This window comes from Aliisedimentitalea scapharcae (assembly GCF_045277565.1).
Classification (GTDB): domain Bacteria; phylum Pseudomonadota; class Alphaproteobacteria; order Rhodobacterales; family Rhodobacteraceae; genus Aliisedimentitalea; species Aliisedimentitalea scapharcae.
Genome location: NZ_CP123587.1, coordinates 53,756 through 72,812, shown reverse-complemented (window position 1 = coordinate 72,812; position 19,057 = coordinate 53,756). Strand labels below are relative to the sequence as shown.

Sequence of the window (19,057 nt, the reverse complement as noted above, 5' to 3'; positions counted from 1 at the left end):
CCTGACCGAGCAAACCTCGGCCACAGTTGTCGGCACTGTGATACGGCGGGGCGCCTGCTTATTGAAACCTCTGCCAGCCCCGATTACATGGTTCATGCGAAGCCTGGCGCAGCCCTATAAAGCGAAAGTGGATGGAGGCTGGCAGCCTCTATCCCCGGCCGATACCCTAATCCGGGTTCTATGGCGGCAGGGAGATCAACCGGATTTAGCCCTTGGTTCTCCTTTTACCGAACAGCAGATTCTGGCCGAAGAGTTAGGACCTGCATGTGACACAGTTCAGTGCTTCCTATCGCTAAGACCTGGGTGGGTAACTCAACTGTTCATGAAACTTCTTGGTATGGGAGGGGGGAAGTTCTTGGCAAATCGAGCCGACCTTTCGGCACGTCTTTTGCTGAGGTTGCCGTCCTCTGGGCGGATATCAACCCGTTTGCAAGTTCGTGGCAGAAATCGTGATGGGAGTGAAACGGGTAGCCTGACCCTAACATGGGAGGACCAGTCCGAAGCGACTGCCACAGTACTGGCGCGGTCCGCCCTTGCCGCAGGTCAGCTCAACTCTGGCGGGCCCTTCCGACCTTTGCTCGATGCGTTGACTCTCGAACAGCCATTTGAAGCGGTTTGTAAGATCTACCGCGATGCCTTGATCCGCCATTCGTCGCCGGTATTGGCGGCTTGAAATTGCTTTGGAAGCAGGACTAACCAAATGATTAAGACCACACAAAACCATGCTGTCGCGCCCGAAGAGACTGGCAGCATCAGTTTGACCAACGCGGTCGCCATGGGGACCGGGGTGATGATCGGGGCGGGGATATTTGCTTTGACCGGGCAGATCGCCGGCCTGGCAGGGCCGTTGTTTCCGCTTTCTTTCGTACTGGGCGCGGTAGTGACGATGTTCAGCGCCTATAGCTATATTGTGATGTCGAACGCTTGGCCCTCGTCTGGCGGTATCGCGATGATCCTGATTAAAGCCTATGGCCCCGGTGCCGTGGCAGCGGCGGCTTCAGTGCTGATGGCGTTGTCGATGGTCATCAACGAAAGCCTGGTGGCTCGCACCTTTGCCACCTATGCGTTGCGCCCCTTTGGCATTCAGGACGGGCCGTTGGTGCCAGCGATCGCGGTGGCCCTGATTGTGATGGCTTATTTGGTCAACGTTTCTGGAAACCGGTCGGTGGGCCTTTGGTCGGTAGTGATGTCAGCGGTCAAGATCGGCGGTATAGCGCTGTTTGGCATCGCCGCCCTCTGGGCCAGCGGCCTAGAAAACTGGTTGGTCGAGGCTCGCTTTTCGGAAGACGGGATCACAGGATTTGCCGCATCGGTGGCTCTGTCGATCCTGGCGTTCAAGGGATTTACGACGATCACCAACAGCGGTGGCGAAATTACAAACCCTCGGCGCAATGTCGGCCGGACCATCCTGATCTCGATCTCGGTCTGTGTCGTCGTCTATCTGTTGGTGGCGCTGGCTGTCGGGTCGGCGCTGACGCCGGGGCAAATTCAGGAGGCCCGCGACTATGCTCTGGCCGAGGCAGCGCAGCCGGTTCTGGGCCAGATCGGGTTCTATTTAACCGTTGCGCTTGCCATGGTCGCTACCGCATCGGGCCTGATCGCCAGCGTCTTTGCGGTGTCGCGCATGCTGACCATGCTGACCGAGATGAAGATGATCCCGCACAGTCATTTTGGCATGTCCGGCGGCATCCGCTCCCATATGCTGATCTATACGGTTGTGATCGCCGGTGCCCTGACCGTGTTGTTCGATCTGGGCCGGATCGCCTCGCTGGGCGCTTTCTTCTATCTGGTGATGGACATGGTGGTGCACTGGGGTGTGTGGAAGAACCTGCGGCACCGGATCGCGGCGAGGGGCTGGGTCATCCTAACGGCGCTGGCGCTGGACGCCGTCATTCTGGTCGCTTTCATGCTGTTTAAGTGGCGTTCTGATTCCACCATCGTTATCGTTGCTTTTGCCACCATGCTGGTCGCTTTGCTGGTCGAGCGGCTGTATCTTGGGCGGTTTGTATCCCGTGATGAGGCCATAGACCATAGTAGGCATCAATAGGATTGGTCGGGTCATGCCGTGCCGTCCTTTGGGCGCTGCGGGCCCGGTCTCTCGATCAGAAACCCCAGAACCGCACGATAGCGGATGCGGGAATCTTCGAGCTGTTGATAATAGCGGAACAACTCTTTCAGCGGTGCCGAAAAGTCTTTGTGCGCGGCCAGCACCGCGATCAGGGCACCTAGGGTGATCCGCTCTTCGATCACGAAATAGCCGCCAAGAGAATAGAATAGGAAAGGGGTCAGCGCGGTCAGAAAATTGTTGAGCGCCTTGGCCAGAAACTTGACCCGGTGAATGCGATAGCGAATTTGCTCCAGCTCTCGCAGCGAGGCCGCCGTTTTTCGGATTCCATCGAGACCATTTTGCTCTGGCGACAATTGCCCGGTTAGGCCGCGAGTCAGTACCCGCATGGCCCGGATGCGTTCGCGGCTCAGCCGATTCACGATCCGTTGCAGATAGGGTAGCAGGACCAGTTGCAGAGGTAAAACCGTAAGTGCCGCAGCCCCTAGGATCGGGTCCTGAAGGAACATGAACAAGAGGATGGTAAGCAGGGTCCCGCCCTGTGTCACCGGTAGTGCAATCAGATCGGCGGCGAAGCCGCCGATGGGCTCTACTTCAGCACTCAGGACTTGCACGATTTCGCTTTGGCGATGGTGCGGCAGCCGATGCCGCCAATGCCGGTAGATCAGCAGCCGCAACCGTCTGAGCAGATGTTCTGCGACCTGGCTCTTGCACCTGTTCAGCGTGTATTTACCCAGGCCGTTCAGCGAGATGGCGGCAAGATAGATGGCGCTGAACAGGCCCAGCATTTGCGTCTGACTGAGAGTGAAGCCGTAAATCTCGCCCGGTCCCGCCGAGGGTTCCAGCACATTGTTGACGATCTGTTTGGGCATTTCCAGCGAGAGATAAAGTGGCGGCATCAGCGACAGGCTGAGCAGCAAAAGACCGACCTGGCGGCGGCGGGTTCCGCGCAGGATCTGAGTCAGCAGGTTCCGATCCAGCCCGCCGATGCGCGGCCGCCTCCGGTGCCTTGGGTCGCGTTTCTCATGGTGCTGGTGCAGCCGCCGCAATCCGCGGATCACCAGCGCAAGCAACGACATCATGAGAAGCGAGGGGGCAAGCACCAGGATCAGGTGCATCAGCGGATGTACCCAATCCGGGGCCCCGCTGTCGTAATCCGTCCCCAACCACCCAGCGACTGAATGCGCCAGCGTGTGAAACTCCGGGAACCAAGAACCAGTCATCGTTGGGGAATATCCAGAAAAAGCGCGGCAACCCCATTGAATTGCCGCGCAGGTGGGCACCTTGTTCCGTCGAGTGGTGAGGTGCCGGGAGGTTAGTTTACAGCGACCTTGCCGAACATGCCGGATTCGTAATGTCCGGGGATCAGGCAGGCGACCTCGAAGGTGCCGGGATTGCCGAAGGTCCAGATGATCTCGCCCTTTTCACCTGGCTCCAGCGTAATTGCGTTTGGACTCTGGTGGGATTCCATCTGTTGCGCCATCGCTTCCTTGTGCATTGCATTGCGCTCGACGGTATCTAGGATGAACTCATGTTCCAGTTCACCTTTGTTGGTCACCATAAAGCGGATTGTTTCGCCCTTTTTGATATCGAAATCTTTCGGGGTATAGATCATCTCGCCGTCGTCAGTTTCGCTCATCGTCACCATGATCATGCGGTTTACCTGGCTGGCCCGTCCGGGCATGCCCGTTTCCATCATGCTAGCGTGACCGCTGCTGCCATGGCCCTGTGCGCTGTTGTCCTTGCTTTCTTCACCGTGACCCGAGGGTCCGGCGATGGCGACACTGGCACCGATAGCGGCTACGAGCGAAACGATAAGAAGGTTTTTCATAGTTAACTCCTGTTAGGTTTGAGGATAGGTGATACCAGCGGCGCAGCGATTTTGGGCTTGCCACGCCGCTGGTGACCGGGCTGGCCGCGGCCCGCCCGATGTCCGGTCAGAACATCAGTTTTGTTCCGAACACGACCGAGAACGTGCCGTTCTCGTCGCCCGCGGCACGGATTAGATCCGCAGTGCCGCCATAGGACCGTTCGTAGTTCACCCCGATATAAGGCGAAACGGCCCGGTCGATCAGGTCGTAGCTGAGCCGCAAACCTGCTTCGATCGTGGCACCGCCAGCGGCCTGATCATAGGCCAGGTCATCCTGCAGGGGCACTGTCAGCTCTAGGTTCGGAGTCAGGATCAGCCGATTGGTCAGCATCGCCTCGTATTCGCCCTCGAAGCGAAAGAAGGAATTGTCCGACAGATAAAGGTCGGCGTCGATCTCGAACCATTGCGGTGCCAGTCCCTTGAGGCCCAGAACCGCGTTATAGCGATCCGGCAGGCCGTCGGGCGTGCTTGCCTGAATGCCGACCACCGCATCGAAGAAGGTCGATACCGGGAATTGCAGGCGCAGCTGGTTTTCGAGCGTCTCGAACCCGCCCGCCCCCTGTACCCGCTCGCCTTCGCTGCGCCAGACGAGTTTCTGCTCGTCGGTGCCGATCAGGGCGTCGAAATCCCAGACGAAGCTGTCTTCGCCATCACCCTGCCTGTATTCCAGCTGTTCGGCCTGGAACCCGTAGATCAGCTGTTCCGCCTGCGTGGGAAGCGCCCAGGCCATCGCCATCGCCCCGGCAAGGGCGGCATTGCGCATTCTGTTCATCTCTGTGTCTCTTTCCTTGTGGGAGCGCATCAGGCGGGGCCGCCTTGGATCACGACCTTGCGGAACATGCCCGCGTCGGCGTGGTAAGACAGGTGGCAGTGAAAGGCCCACTGGCCGGTCACATCAACCTCGGTCTCGGTATAGACGGTGGTGCCTGGCGCGACGCTGACCGTGTGTTTGATCGGGTCGTACTTGCCCTTGCCTGTATCCAGGATCGACCACATACCGTGCAAGTGCATCGGGTGGGACATCATGGTTTCGTTGACGAATTTGAACCGCACCCGTTCACCGTACTTCAGCACGATCGGCTCTGCCTCGGACAGTTTCTTGCCGTTGATCGACCAGATGTAGCGTTCCATGTTGCCGGTCAGGCGCAACTCGATCTCGCGGGTTGCGGGCCGGTCCTTGTAGAGCGGTTTACGCGCCGTCAGGTCGTCATAGCTGAGAAACTTGCCGCCATTGGCCGCCTTCGGGGTCAGCCCGCTGCCGGGAGCATAGAACGGGTCGCCCTGTCCCTTGGCATTGGCCATTGCAGAATGATTCATACCCGCCATCGAGTTACCGGACCCGGTCATCTTGGAGTGATCCATGCCTTTCATAGGCTTGTCCGCACCGGTCATGGTGGAGTGGTCCATCGGTGCGGCCTTGGCCTGAGCCGCCGGCGCGGCATGACCCATCTGGCTGTGATCCATCGGTTGGTCGGTGCCGGTCATGGCAGAGTGATCCATCGGCGCGGCCTCGGCCTTGGGGGCCGGTGCGGCGTGGCCCATCTGGCTGTGGTCCATGCCCTCCATCGGTTGCGGTTTGGGCTGCATGTTCATCTGGCTGTGATCCATGCCGCTCATGTCGTCGAGCGGTTTGGCGGCGCTTTGCATGACATGGCCTTCCATGCCCATGCCGCCCATCATGCCGCTCATGTCGGCCATGGTCAGGCGCGGTTTTTCCCGCAGCGGCGGCACCGGTCCGGCCATGCCTTCGCGCGGGGCCAGGGTGCCGCGCACCAGGGCCGTGCGGCCCATCGATTCAGCCAAGATGCTGTAAACGCGGTTTTCCTTGGGCTGCACGATCACGTCATAGGTTTCGGCCACCGAGATCCGCAGTTCGTCTACCGTGACCGGCTTGACATCATTGCCGTCGGCTTGAACCACGGTCATTTTGAGGCCCGGGATCCGCACGTCGAAATAGGCCATGGCCGAGGAGTTGATCAGCCGCAGCCGCACCTTTTCGCCCGGCTTGAACAGGCCGGTCCAGTTCTGCTCGGTGCTTTCGCCGTTGATCATGGGGGTGAACCCCTGGACGTCCTCGACATCGGTGGGCATCATCCGCATCCGGCCCCACATCTTGCGGTCTTCCAGAGCCGCCTTGAGGCCGATATCGCCCGAATCCTTGATCAGATCCTGCAATGTGCGCTGCGAGCGGTTGTAGTAATCCGCCGACATTTTCAGGTTGCGCATGATCCGCTTGCCGCGCTGCGGGTGGGTGTCGGTCAGTTGCACCACGTAATCGCGGTTCGCGCGGATGCGCTCTCCGCCCTTGGGCTCGATCACGATGGCACCATAGGCTCCATCCGGCTCCTGGAACCCCGAATGGCTGTGAAACCAGTAGGTTCCGGCCTGCTTGATCGGAAAGTTGTAAGTGAAGGTTTCGCCCGGCTTGATGCCGTCAAAGCTGATCTTTGGCACCCCATCCTGATCGAAGGGCAGGATCAATCCGTGCCAGTGGATCGATGTATCCTCGCGCAGGTTGTTTGTCACGTTTAGCGTAACATCCTCACCCTCTTTGAATCGCAAGACTGTAGGGGTCTGGCTTTTGTTGTAACCGATCCCGGATTTTCGAAAATCGCCAGCGTCGATGCGGATTTTGTCCACTGAGATGTCGTAGGTTCCTGAGTGTGCCGCGGTAGTCGCGGACAAGATAAGGGCAACGCTGGCTATGGCCGCGCGCCAAGGTTCGATGGTTGGCATCGTCAGTCCTTTGATCTGTTGAAATACTGGTCCGCTGGCCCCGAAGGTATCCCCAAGCGCAGCGTTTTAATTGTTGGTATCAACCGGAGCAGCGTTCATTTGCAAAACGGGGCAATTACACGCTGCATCCCTCAAACGGAGGGGATGTCATCGGTTGGTCAAGCTTTGGGGCTACACTTTGGGAGGTGGAAGGTGCGCTTCAGGCGCCAAGGAAGCCAGGCTGAGACTAACCGGGACGACCGCGAGTTCTCCAGCTTCAATGATGATGGAAGACTGCTGCCAAACCTGCAATGCAGCCGAGCCTTCGCAGGCCGAAGCCTGGTGGCACTGGCCGAGGGCGGAATGGTTGTGGCCTTCCTCTGTTCCATGCTGATATACAGCAGCGTTCTCAACTGGCCCTTCTGCTTCAGCAGTCAAATGCGCGGAAATCGCTGACATTGCCAGCAACAGCGCTAGCAGAAACGCCGTCCACTGTTTTCCCGCTTTTGAGCGCATTGACACAACTCCGCTTTCTTTTGCCTTATCTAGCTAGCCAGCGAAGTACTGCAACTCAAGGATACGTTTTGATACATTTGATCTGGATGCGCTCGCGTGAATGATCGGCTTTCTGATGTACTGCCGAGCTTCCAAGACTTCAGATCAGTAGCAGCTTGAAAAGCCCCTGGTTTCCCAGACGCCTGCCTTGCTAGTTTTCTTCCTCTCTATTTCATGGTCAACTGGCGACTTGATCAGCCCCACCTGATTGGTTCGGCTTGATTTCTAGTGCATGACCGGCCTCGAGCCGATCAGGTTGAGTGTTTCCGGAGGCGGAGGGCGATAGCGCAGGAGGGTAGAATGTGCCCGGTGTGAACTCACGCTGAAGTGCAGTTCCTGATATGTCGTTTTATCCCAGTCGGTTCTGGATTTCCATCAGCTTGGTCTCGAAGACCTCTGCGGGCGTTCTGTAGCCAAGGCATTTGCGCGGCGTTGAATTGAGGCGGTGGCAAATCGACCTCAAATATCGATTTGTCAGCGCCGTCGGTTCGGTCGAGCGGGGAAGGTACTTTCGCAATCTGTTGTTCGTGTTTTCCACGGTGCCTTTCTGATACGGCGCTTGCGGATCGCAGAACCATGCGTCCGCGCCGATCCCGGCTTGAGGTGCTTCCAGGCCGAGAACTCCGTGCCACGGTCGAAGGTGATCGACTGACGTGCATCTGCGGGCAGGGGAGCTAGGCCCTGGATCAGCGCTTCCATGATTGGTTTGGACTGGCGATCCTCGTTTCGCATCACCACAGCATAGCGGCTGACGCGTTCGACCAAGGACGTCACGTTGACCTTTCCATGCTCTTTGCGGAACATCATCAGATCGCACTCCCAGTGGCCGAACTGCTTGCGATCCGCGACGCGCTCGGGCCTGTGGGACAGGCTTTGAACGTCGAAGATGTGCGTTCGGTTGTGCCTGCGGTAGCCACGCGGCCTGCGGCGACGGCGATGTTCGGGAAGGTGACGATAGAATTGCTCATCGCGGCCATCTTTGGAATAAGCGAACCGATAGATCGTCTCGTGGCTCACACGGATCGGATGGTGCTCCAGCCGCATGCGTCCTGCGATCTGTTCGGGGGACCAGCCAGCCTTCAACCGATCTTCGATGGCTTCCTTCAGCTCAGGGTGAACGATCATCTTGCGATGGATCGCGCGGCGCTTCTCGTACATGTCCTGGGCATTCAAAGCGTAGTAGCCGTTCAACTCGGGCAGTTCGGTGTCCGTGTACCGGTTGCGCTTGATGTCTCGGTAGATCGTGGAGGGGTCGCGACCTAATCGATCCGCGATCTCTGAAATCGGCATTTTGGCTTCAAGCCACTTTGCGAGCTTGCGGCGTTCATCCAGATTCAGGTGACAGTAATGGCTTCCCATTCTTCATACTCCATGCAACTCTCTGTATTTGTACAGAATTTGCACTTCGTTTGTGAATCCACCCCGGCTACATACAAAGGACGCGTAAGGTTTATTATGTTAAGTAAAGCGGTTGCAAGTAATTAACGTTATGTGAATTTTTTGTCGAAATTCCGGTGAATCCAGATTTCCGTTCGAGCAACGCTGATACGGAGCAACTTCAGGTGCGACGATTATGGTTAAACTCTGATTATCACCCGGAAGCCGACATCGTAAAATAGGTTGTAGGACCTATCAACTGCTCTAGCTCCGCATGCCGCAACGATTGGGTTATTTTGCCAAGAGCTGCCCCTCACGACCCTTTGTTCGAGACTGTCGTCGTTTTGGCGCTCCGCGTCGAGGGTCTCGTCGAAGTCGACAAACAGGCTATCGGTCCATTCCCACACATTCCCCGCCATTTCGCATGGACCGCCGTCCCAGTTTTCAAGATAGACACCCACAGGTGTCGGCTGCCTCAAGTTAAGTAAATTGGTTCGAACGTGAGCCTTGCTTTCGTCCCAATTATCTCCCCAAGGGAAGATCCGATCATCATCAATCGGTCGCGATGCAGCTTCCCATTCAAATTCCGTTGGTAGGGCAACACATTCGTATTCGTTAATCCAGCCACGCGTTCTGGCATTTTCGGTTGCCCAAGCACAATACGCTTTAGCTTCCCAAAAATTTATCCCAACGACGGGTTGATTTGCTGCACTAAATCGGCGGTCATTCCAGTAGTAAGGCAGGTTTCTAGGCGCGATTCTTTGCGAAGCTTCCCTTTCGGTGTCTTCCAAAGATATTTCTCCTGCGTTGATCTCTTTTTCATGGTGAAGATGGAGCGTTTCAATCCAGTGTGACCTTAACTCGTCCAATACGGAGTCTGTTCCCTGCATCCAACCTTTCGCTAACCGACCATTCCAAAATTCAGGATTTTGGTAACCACCATCTTCTATAAAGGTCCCAAATTCGTGGTTGGTGATTGGGTATCTGGATATCTTGAAGTCAGGTAGCTGCACCATGCGAATGCCGCCCAAAAAACCACCCGTTTTTCTAAGGTCAGCTGGATCCAATCTATCCGTTCCAATTTTTCTTAGACCCCCCTGAATTGGAACTGCATTCTCGAAAATGCTCTCACCATTTGGAGAAATGATACGCGGATCACCTAACTGACCAAGAATGACACCGGCGCGATCTCGCTCCGCGAGACTCATTTTCTCGTCTTCGACCTGATCATGCAAAATTTCCGCGGCTATCCCCCATAGGCCCGTTTCCCCAACGTTTCCCGAAATCGGCTCTCCGTAGACACGTTCGTACTTGTGAAGAGCGAGCCTCCTCTTTCCAATCTCCGCTAGCATTTCGGCGCCGAGCAACGTCCGGAGGATAAAGTCGTGAGATACGTTTTCTGTGCGGACTAGACGGGTTATGAGCGAGACCACGTAGTATAGGTTGTTACCTTCGTGACCAGCAAAGCTGGCAAGAAGTCTGAATGGCTCGCGCCAGTGAAGCTTGGCGGCATAGTTAAGCGCTTCTTCATCGTGGGCACCTGCGGCGTAGTATTGTCCAGCCAAGAATTCCTGAAAGGAACGATGAGAAAACTCGTACGTGTCTTCTGAGGTCTCGACGAGCAAGCCGTGACTATTTAGTAGCCTCTTTGCCAAGTTCTCTGCTGACGGGATGTTTCTTGTCGGTTCTGCATCTTTCATTTGCTCACAGATTTTCCGCGCAAAATTTAACACTTCCCGAGACGAAATGCCGGAAGGACTCGCGCCATCCAAGTCTTCCTCGCTAACGTGGATAGCGTGGGCAACATCGATGGCTAGAGAGATTACCGGTGGTGTGGCGGTCGTCTGTTGCCCTGCTTCTCGAAACCGCCATTTTGCTGCGTCAGCCAACATGTACTCGACGGCTTTGTCGCAAAGGACGGCGCGCGAATCTGGTAGTTTAGCCTCTTCTGAGTGAATCATTGTTAGCAGTGCCAGCAAAAGAGGAGATGCGCCAAGCTCTCCGACGTCAGGGGTTTTCAACTCAACGATCAAAGCAGCGCAAAGTGGCGAGGCTTCATCGACCGTGAGGCGCCCAGACGACACCGCTGCCGAATACCAGCTTTCGACATAGGACTGTTGTTGCTCGCTATCATAAGGGAGTAACTCCAACTCATGTTCAAACGGCAGTTTTCTGTTCGGGATTTGCTGTCGATAGTCGAACGCGCGACAAGTTACGATTACTTTGGACGTTCTATGTTTTCTCTTAATAAAAGTTATCGCCTTTTTAACCGCATCCAACCGGAACTCTTTGACTTCGTCCAAGCCATCAAGAAGCAAGATAGCTGATCCTGACGAAATAGCTTTTCGCAGTTCCGACTTAAGGCTAAGAGATGACTCAGTCCCAAACTTTTTGGCTAGGAATCCGATTTCTGGAACACCCGAAAGCAACAACCCAACTTCGTCTAGATCGTCGCTTTCTCGCACAGAAGCCAGGGTAACCCAGATCGCAATTTTATCTCCGATCGAAGACCAATCGCTAGAGAAATGGTAGGCGGTAGCTGCTAGTGAAGTTGATTTACCGCTTCCAGGTTCGCCCAGCACGATCAAATCGTCTTCACTTTCATATAGAAATGGCTCGAGCGGGATACCTTGGTCACCTTCGGCCATGTTCTCGTGAGTACCGGTCTTCTCTGCCCGGACTTGAGAATCCGCGACTCGAAGTGGTGTCCATATCTGATCAAGGGTTATTTCAGGAGCACCCTCGTTGTGGCTGCCTTCTGGTGGTGTGAGTGCCAGTCCGAATGACAATTGAACAGACCGGTTCATAGTTTCCGAAACGAATTGGTCCATCAGTTCTTCGTCGTCGACCACGGGAGGCAATTGCTCCCTTGGTGCCGGATTTTGAGCAAGGCGCTTCTTATGCACCCACCTCAGTGCAAGAAAGAAGAGGCCAACAACGACCAGTATCAACTCTGTGGTGAGATCGGTGAGAATTGTCTCACCGTTTTCCACAATAAAGGACCAGACTTTATCTAGCGTGCTCTTGAGGGGTGCGTTGGTATCAACTTCCGTAGACATCGTTAACCATCTCCTCAGCAAAAATCCTCAGTGTGTTTTCGCCGAGGCCAAAACTAAAATCAGTACATGCTTCCAAAACCGGACCAAGAGGGTGTGTAGCCCGAAACCGCGAAACTATTCTCTCCATCAAGTCGGATTTAATAGAGTTGAGGTGGTCGGCGCTCTTACCGATTGAAGCCACAATTGCGTCATCGATAAGTTTGAAGTCGTTTTTGTTCAGTGGGAACACAGAAAGCCCGGTTCCATTGACCTGTTTTCTGTAAATGTCATTCACTCCTTTAGTGCCCAATACAAGAACGGTCTGGGAAGGGCTTTTCCTACTAATTCGTCGCACAACTTTTTGGGCTACGTTAGAGAATTCAACCAATATTCCATTGGGCAAGGAGCACTCGCCTTCTGATCGTAGCTGGTCACCATAACTCTCACCTGCTAAACTGGCGACACCTCGAGCTACAATTTCCCTAGTCAGGTCAGAAAGTCCGTTGCAGGGTGTATATACTCTTATTCTCCGGTAGTTCTTTCCGATTGCGCATTTGATATTTTCTGTAACAGTTTCAGACCCCTTATTAAGGAATTCGTCCGCAACATTGTCGGGGCCAATACCGACTAAGATATCTCGATCGATGTGACCCTGACGTTTCAACTGGTTGGCGATAGAGTCTCTCTTGTACCACTCAATCTGGCAGCAGAGATTGAACATGATACGCCGCTCCTCGTCGAAGAAGTCCAGGTTTCCCTGAGCGGTAAGGCGGGACTGCTCCTCTTCCGACAAATATCTCGCGTAGTCCACCGATGCCAGTCGACCAAAATCACCTAGAACGATGTCAAAAGTAAGTTCGGCGCCTTGTTGAGCCGACCTCACGCCTCAGCTCGCTTTGACTTCGAAAACCGTCTCGACTTCAACAGCCCAATCGGATGGCAGCGACATGCCTACAGCTGACCGAGCATGGAAACCTGCGTCTCCAAATACATTTGAGTAGAAGTCGCTCGCACCATTGATCACTTCGGACATTTGATCAAACCCTGGTGCGGCATTGACCATGCCAAGCACTTTTACTACGCGAGTGATCTCGTTTGGAGATACCACGGCACCGGCGGCTTTGATGCAGTTAAACGCGCAAATCTCTGCAGCCTTTTGTGCCAACTCGAGGTCAACATCAGCCCCAACACGCCCTTGAATTTTTGTGTCACCAAGCCAAGGAATCTGCCCCGACGTAAATACCAGGTTCCCCGTGCGCACCGCGGCGTGAAATGTGAGAATTTGCAGGGGCGCCGCCTCAAATTCGTAGCCCAGTTCCTTCAGGCGATCTTCAATCATTCTGTTTCCTTTCTCTGGAAGTTTGCTTAGATGTTGAACCGCTTTGGGAGGAAAGCGGACGTCTTGAACGGGTAGTTGCGTGTGCCGTCAATAATATCAGACACAATTGCGCCTCCCCCAGGTGAGTGCATTATGCCCTCACCCCCCCAACCGGTGTTCAAAATGAAATTTGCGTAGCTTTGGGATGGGCCAATCAAAGGAATGATGTCAGGCGACAATGGTCGAATTCCACTGTGCCCATCGATTACTTCGAAGTTTTCGAGCTGCGGTGCTCTTCGCTTGGTTGCCAAACGAACGCTTGGCAGAAAGCCTAGATTTGGGCCAACGGTCACGGTGTTTTCTGGCTCCAATCCCATGCCAATCAGTACTCTTCCGTCAACAAGTCCACGGTAATACCACTCAAGCTCGGCATCCTCGACCATTGGCCCTGTATAAAGCTTAGGATTATCAGCCCGACAGAAGAAGATGGACCGCCTCAAGTTACTCTGGGGTAATTCAAACCCGAGCTTTGCAGAAATATCTGGAGCTCCTGCACCAGCAGCATTGACAATGTAATCGCAACGAAAATTGTCTCGCGTTGTTCGGAGCCCCAGTAACTGTCCTCCGGCAGTTTCGAATGAAGCAATCTCACTGTCAAAGTAGACATCGACACCCATTTCAGCGGCAGCATTGTAGTAATTGTCTAGGATTTGCTGGGCACTTACTTCCCCATCGTCTTCGCAGTAAACGCCGAACTCTAAACCTTCAGTCGAAACTGCCGGACACATCGTACGAATTTTCGAGTTTGATATCATTCGAGAAGGCACGCCCAGTTCTCGGCGCAATTCATGCTCTGCTTCGTAGCGAGCAGCATGTTGTTCGCCAATTAAGCTCAGAAAGCCAGTTCTACGAAACTCGAGTTCTTGGTTGAAGAGTTTCCCAAAGTTTTCGAAAAAAGAAAATGAAAATAGTGAGAGTTCGATTTTTGGTCGGTTTTCTCGGGACTTCATAATCATTGAACCTGATCGTGATGACGACCCTAAACCGTAAGACTTCTCTTGTTCGACAATCGCAACTTTCTTTTTGCCATTTCTTGCCAAAAAAAATGCACTACTCAGGCCCTGTACTCCAGCGCCAATTACAACGACATCGTAATTTTTAGTTGTGTTGTCTGGTTTCATTGTAGTTTAACGCAAGTTGCTTGACCGGCTAATAAATGATTTGATTTCTTCTTCATCAAGGCTTGCTACTCCCACTCTGACATATGCTTCCTGACCCTTTCCAAAGAGGCAACCTGGCAACGTGAGAAGCCCGGCTTCAAAAAGAAGTTTCCGTGTGACTTCCCAGCTCGACATATCCCGGAACGGATGTTTCAGCCAGGCAAAGAAACCACCGCATTGGATGATCTCGAAACCTCGATCTTGATCACTAATAAGCTCTGAAAACCGATTTCGTTTTTTCGCGATGCAGCTAGTTCGCTGAAGCTTCCAATTATTCCCATGCTTTAGCCCAGCTTCTGCGGCTAGTTGGCCAATCAGGGGGGTACATATTGAGAAGCAGTCGTGAACCTTTAGCATCTCGTGAGTTAGTGTTCGATTGGCGCAAGCTGCGCCAACTCGCAAGCCAGGTATTGCAAGCTCCTTGGAAAAGCTCAGCAACCGGATCAAGTTTGGATTCTGATCGAATTGAGATCCCGAAAACGCAAGTTGGGCTTGCTCCGAAAATGCCCTATAGGTCTCGTCGAGTATCACATAGATTCCCCGTTGAGCCAAAAGAAGCGTAACCTCCTCGAGTGTTTGTGCCGAAATTGTCGCTCCGGTTGGGTTTCCGGGGCTTACTAGAACAACAGCCCGAGTGTTCGGAGAAATCAAATTGATAATTTCGTCGAAGTCCGGTTCTCCGTTCGCTTTGGACTGCGAATCGACAACTTTAGCACCAATCATCTCTAGCCACATTGGGTGGTTAAAGTAGTGGGGGCTTGGAACGATGACTTCGTCTCCTTGGTCCAAAATTGTACTGGCAGCAACGCAAAATGCCGCATTGCAGCCCGAAGTGATAAGAACTTCGTCAGTATTGACTTGAAATCCATAGTTGCTGCCAAAGTCATCGCAAATAGCATCGCGTAGCGTTAAAATCCCTCGTCGATCAGTATAAGAATAGCTTTCTCTTTCCTGCGAAGCGTTTCGAATCTCATTCATAACCTCAATGGGCGGGGGATAGTTTGGCACCCCTTGGCTTCCATCAATCAAATCAAATGAATTGGCTGAACTTAAATAGTTGTCGCGAAGCTCGAAAATCTCGGTAAGTGGAGACGAAATCTGACGCGAGACACGGGGGGAAATCTTGAAATCGCCTGAAGTTAACATAGCAGGTAGCCAATCTTCAGCCCCAGTGAATCATAGGAAGTCTCTGGGTGGGTTTGACGAGCGATGTCCCATCCTGCTTCAGAAAACACATCGTTCCAAAACTCCGGGGTTTCGAGTTTTTGCTCTGTTAGGCGGTGCAATAGGAAGTAGGGATTATAGTAGCCTAGCCCGAGTTCAGACGTCATCTTTTCGCTATCTCGGTCTGCTCGATCAACTTCAATGACTACCACTTTACCAAGCGGATGGCGCTTTTTCAGCCGCCTCAATATTTCCACAACCTTACTTCGACCAGATTGCTCAAGAGCTTCCTGCAGTACGAATGCTATTACAAACACCGTATTTCTTGGGATTGCGTCGAGATCTGCAACAAGCTCTAGATCACCCTTCAGTATCTCCGCTCTGCCACCAAGATCGCTTTTGGCAATCAAGTCGTTCGCAACTTTCACAGATGCGTCGTCGGGTTCGATCCCGAGTGCCTTTGCGTCGGGAAAAGTACGACAAAGATCAATCAAGTAGCTGCCATCACCGCACCCAATGTCGACTATACATCCGGGCACCTCATCGAGCGCGGAAATGAGCTCCTTTGTCATGGGCAGTGCATCGAATTGGCTAATCCCACAACTTCCCCGACCAACAAACTCTCCAACGCGACTTCCATACTGGTTACGGTCATGCAGCGTCGAGGGTAAGTCCAATAGAGTTTTCCCATAGCCACCAACCAACAATTGATACCAGGGTTTGGAATTCTCAAGACTTAGTCCCAAGTCGGTAAGGAAAGGAACTTCGCCCCTATGGAAATCGACGAGCCCCTCGTTTTTTAGGTATAAGATCAGACCTTCAAGTCTGTATGAGGACATTCCACTTAGATCTGCGAGCTCTGTAACGGTTTGTGTCGAATTACCCTTAAGCTTTTCGAACAATTGTGCATTGAATAGCGCATGGATCGACTGTGCGAGGAACATTTTCCTGATCGGTTCAAGGCTGCGCGCTAAGTCCTGTTCAAACATGAAATTTCCTCACAAATTAATCTCAGACCCAGTAATACAAAACACCGTTGTCATGTTGGCTAGCTATGAAACACGCCAATGTTACCCTAGGTTTAGGGTCTTGGTTGGCGTGAACGATGTGCACCATAGTGCTGTCAAACATCACCAAGTCACCCGTTCTGGGGGATACTGTTATCGCGGCACTTGGTAGTTGATCTTCAGCGATTGTCTTGGGGCCGTCTTCTAGGTTTTTGTACCCAGTATCACCAGGTCCCAGCTCAAATATCTCGAGCTCACCTCCAGCATCAGGTCCCGCTAAAAAAATGTTTGCTGCTAATTGCCTCGAAAAAGAGGCAGCAATTCTCTCTTTGGGCGACTCCGCTAATAAAATGTCTTGGTGCGGTTCGATGCCTATTTTCCTGCCGCACGATCGAACGGTGAATGGCGCGGGTGGGGGCTCATTCTCTAGTTCCAATATTTCGATCGATTTGTTCGCGTGCTTAGCCAAGTAAGACTTCAAGGAACCGAATGGGGAAGGCAGTGGACGGCATGCGTTCTCCAGCATTTCTTCTAGGCCCGCGCCGACTTCCGAATAACGTTGAAATAAGTGGGGAGTTCTCACGGCTTGAAAATGTGAAAGACCTAGTACTTTTAGCCCGGGAACGTCGTCATGATCGACGAACTCCTCACGTTGAATCAAGCTAGCGGTGGCTGTTGATGCCGTCTCGCTCTTGATGAATTTTCTTATCACCAAGCACGTCAATTCCCCTGATAGGAGAGACATCAACGCCTGTTCATGTTCTGAATCTTTCGCCTCTAAATAGTCGAGGGTTTGAGATAATAGCGTCAATAGTCACTTCCCTTCGCGACAATGCTAGCCGGAAAGCAAGTGAAGAATCAACTCCAGAGTGTCTTCTCCCGGGGTCTTATCCGAAGGGCTTTGCGCAGCGCGAGTGGAGGTAGCAATTACTGCATTGGGGCTGACCTATGCTGCAGACAATGCTCGAATAATCCAATGCTGCCCAATTCGTTTCGATCGGATCTCCCAATCTAACCAACCAATGGGCTGCGACCTGAAGCCACGGGTCGTAGCGGATGTTGGTGAGCCTGCGTGGGCGAACGTACCTTTCGATGAGGCGCGCCTTATTGACGTCAAGAAGCGGTTTGCGTTGCCTATGCTGGAAGAGGAGAATGGCATTGGCCACGTATTGGCCAACCGCAGGGACTTCCCTGAGTTCTTCCGCTGTTTCGGAGAAAAGGCCTTTTCTATGTCCAGCGTAAATCGCTAAATTTTTCAATCTTTTAGAGTGGGTCCGCCACAATCCAAGCGGCTTCAAGAATTCACCCAGTTCTAGCTCATCCGTCTGGGCTATTTCTTCCCAGTCGGGAAAGCGCCTAAAGAAATCTTGGTAGATCTTGGCCACCGTTTGGGCTCTCGTGCGCTGGAGCAATACCTCGACACAAATCCTTTCGTATTCCCCTGTACCCGGCTCGCGCTAAGAAAACTCCCGGCCGTTGTCCTTAAACCACACACGCAGAAAGCGGCCAAGATCCGTAATCTTCCGCTTTTCACCGCGGGCCGGAATGTCAGACAACGAGCCCATGGTATTCAGAGGGTGGGAACAGAGCGTTGAAATCTTTCGGGTTTATTTTGAACAAGTACCCGTGATCGCCGACCGCGCCACCCTTCCGCCTTTCGTATAACGTGTAATCCAATGTTATCACACCTGCCTCGACCAAGGCCTCGAAATTTCGAACGCGGGGCGCACGCGTGTGCTCAACCTGCAAGTAGTGAAACTCTTCATGCTCCCCCTTGCCGCGCGTTTGAGCCGAGACCCAGAAGGTTTGACGATGTTTCGATGTCAAGCGATCCCTTAGCTTGGAAAGTTCCCAGATCGCCATTCGGGTGACCTTTTCGGCAGCCAAGTGGTTTTGCCTTAGCCAGTCCTTGTCGCCGTCGATCGATAGCATGAAACCGTTTGGATTGGCCATCTTCCCCGATATCGTGCAGTAGAGCTGTCTTCGTCCTTCAACCTCGTAGCCATGGGCATCAAGAAGCGCCTTGTTCGACCCAAGCGGAGAAAGCTTCCAATTCGGGACCTGGCTAAACAGGTTCACGCGGTTCTTGCGCTTGCGCCCTGCCCTTTTAGCCTTGATTTCGATCCCCTTGAAATCGGGAAGCTTGCTCGAGTTTGCTTCTATCCCCAACAAGGTTTCCAGCGTCATCCCGATGCCCGTATCGCCGGGTCTCATGGTCGGAATCCACCCGCGTGCGCCAATATCGCGCAACAGTTCGAGCAATTCACCTGCCTCCGGCGACAACCCGGGCCGCGCAGCTTGCGCGATTGCCCCAAGCGGTGAAGCCGGGTCTTTTATCGATTGTAGGATTCCTGGATCGCTACAATTTACGACGTGCAACAAGCCGTCCCAACTAAACAGGGCTAGCAAGTTGAAAGGAACCGCGTGCGCCTTGAGGCCGTAAACGCAGATACGTGGATCGCCCTTCTTCGTGGTGGGCCGGTAAAGGGACACTTTCGTCGGCTTCGATCCCTTCGCAAAAATCATCCTCGCCGGGACAACGACCTTGTGTTCTTGACCTTGGGCTTGAGTCGAAAAGTCATGGATCTTTGCGTCGAGCAGGAAATCCCGAAACGAAGCCGTGGCATCCATGATCGATTTCTTCAAGCCGGTTGGCGTCGGGACAAGCAGGCCCACGTCCAAGCCGGTTTCGTTGAAGAGGGTCAATACCTCTCCAACGCTCGTGTCC

15 protein-coding genes and 1 pseudogene are annotated in these 19,057 nt (G+C 53.6%); 1 reads left to right on the top strand and 15 read right to left on the bottom strand.

The window, feature by feature from the left end; translation table 11 throughout:
- Positions 1 to 700 precede the first annotated feature (700 nt).
- The gene (locus QEZ52_RS22880) at positions 701 to 2,047 is read left to right on the top strand and encodes an APC family permease (protein WP_343211376.1); all 1,347 of its coding nucleotides are present in this window, start codon (positions 701 to 703) and stop codon (positions 2,045 to 2,047) included.
- Positions 2,048 to 2,058: 11 nt separating this feature from the next.
- Here QEZ52_RS22880 and QEZ52_RS22875 read toward each other — a convergent pair whose 3' ends face one another.
- From QEZ52_RS22875 to QEZ52_RS22805, 15 genes and pseudogenes are all read right to left on the bottom strand, one after another.
- Positions 2,059 to 3,288, bottom strand: coding sequence for an ABC transporter transmembrane domain-containing protein (locus QEZ52_RS22875; RefSeq protein WP_343211375.1), 1,230 nt, complete (start codon positions 3,286 to 3,288; stop codon positions 2,059 to 2,061).
- A 92-nt stretch (positions 3,289 to 3,380) separates the two neighbouring features.
- Positions 3,381 to 3,896: a cupredoxin family protein gene (locus QEZ52_RS22870; RefSeq protein ID WP_343211374.1), complete on the bottom strand. Its 516-nt coding sequence runs from the start codon at positions 3,894 to 3,896 to the stop codon at positions 3,381 to 3,383.
- A 106-nt stretch (positions 3,897 to 4,002) separates the two neighbouring features.
- Positions 4,003 to 4,707, bottom strand: a complete 705-nt coding sequence (locus QEZ52_RS22865; protein ID WP_343211373.1) for a copper resistance protein B — start codon at positions 4,705 to 4,707, stop codon at positions 4,003 to 4,005.
- Positions 4,708 to 4,736: 29 nt separating this feature from the next.
- Positions 4,737 to 6,671: a copper resistance system multicopper oxidase gene (locus tag QEZ52_RS22860; RefSeq protein WP_343211372.1), complete on the bottom strand. Its 1,935-nt coding sequence runs from the start codon at positions 6,669 to 6,671 to the stop codon at positions 4,737 to 4,739.
- A 171-nt stretch (positions 6,672 to 6,842) separates the two neighbouring features.
- Entirely contained in the window at positions 6,843 to 7,166 is a 324-nt protein-coding gene (locus QEZ52_RS22855; RefSeq protein WP_343211371.1) for a hypothetical protein, read from the bottom strand.
- A 388-nt stretch (positions 7,167 to 7,554) separates the two neighbouring features.
- Positions 7,555 to 8,564: pseudogene (locus QEZ52_RS22850) on the bottom strand (IS30 family transposase).
- 218 nt (positions 8,565 to 8,782) lie between these two features.
- Positions 8,783 to 11,641 (bottom strand): SUMF1/EgtB/PvdO family nonheme iron enzyme, encoded by a 2,859-nt coding sequence (locus QEZ52_RS22845; RefSeq protein ID WP_343211472.1) that lies wholly within the window; start codon positions 11,639 to 11,641, stop codon positions 8,783 to 8,785.
- Positions 11,625 to 12,341 (bottom strand): hypothetical protein, encoded by a 717-nt coding sequence (locus QEZ52_RS22840; protein WP_406651458.1) that lies wholly within the window; start codon positions 12,339 to 12,341, stop codon positions 11,625 to 11,627. Before QEZ52_RS22840 ends, QEZ52_RS22845 begins: the two co-directional genes overlap by 17 nt.
- A 165-nt stretch (positions 12,342 to 12,506) precedes the next feature.
- Positions 12,507 to 12,959 (bottom strand): RidA family protein, encoded by a 453-nt coding sequence (locus QEZ52_RS22835; protein ID WP_343211470.1) that lies wholly within the window; start codon positions 12,957 to 12,959, stop codon positions 12,507 to 12,509.
- 26 nt (positions 12,960 to 12,985) lie between these two features.
- Positions 12,986 to 14,119, bottom strand: coding sequence for an FAD-dependent oxidoreductase (locus QEZ52_RS22830; RefSeq protein WP_343211469.1), 1,134 nt, complete (start codon positions 14,117 to 14,119; stop codon positions 12,986 to 12,988).
- 6 nt (positions 14,120 to 14,125) lie between these two features.
- A complete protein-coding gene (locus QEZ52_RS22825; protein WP_343211468.1) occupies positions 14,126 to 15,304 on the bottom strand; it encodes an aminotransferase class I/II-fold pyridoxal phosphate-dependent enzyme in 1,179 nt (392 codons plus the stop codon).
- Positions 15,298 to 16,311 (bottom strand): methyltransferase domain-containing protein, encoded by a 1,014-nt coding sequence (locus tag QEZ52_RS22820; protein WP_343211467.1) that lies wholly within the window; start codon positions 16,309 to 16,311, stop codon positions 15,298 to 15,300. The genes QEZ52_RS22825 and QEZ52_RS22820 overlap by 7 nt, the downstream gene beginning before the upstream one ends.
- A gap of 22 nt (positions 16,312 to 16,333) precedes the next feature.
- Positions 16,334 to 17,140, bottom strand: a complete 807-nt coding sequence (locus QEZ52_RS22815) for a putative 2OG-Fe(II) oxygenase (protein ID WP_343211466.1) — start codon at positions 17,138 to 17,140, stop codon at positions 16,334 to 16,336.
- A gap of 76 nt (positions 17,141 to 17,216) precedes the next feature.
- Positions 17,217 to 17,741 (bottom strand): hypothetical protein, encoded by a 525-nt coding sequence (locus QEZ52_RS22810; protein WP_343211465.1) that lies wholly within the window; start codon positions 17,739 to 17,741, stop codon positions 17,217 to 17,219.
- Positions 17,742 to 17,877: 136 nt separating this feature from the next.
- Positions 17,878 to 19,035, bottom strand: coding sequence for an MvaI/BcnI family restriction endonuclease (locus tag QEZ52_RS22805; RefSeq protein ID WP_406651454.1), 1,158 nt, complete (start codon positions 19,033 to 19,035; stop codon positions 17,878 to 17,880).
- Between the last annotated feature and the right edge of the window lie 22 nt (positions 19,036 to 19,057).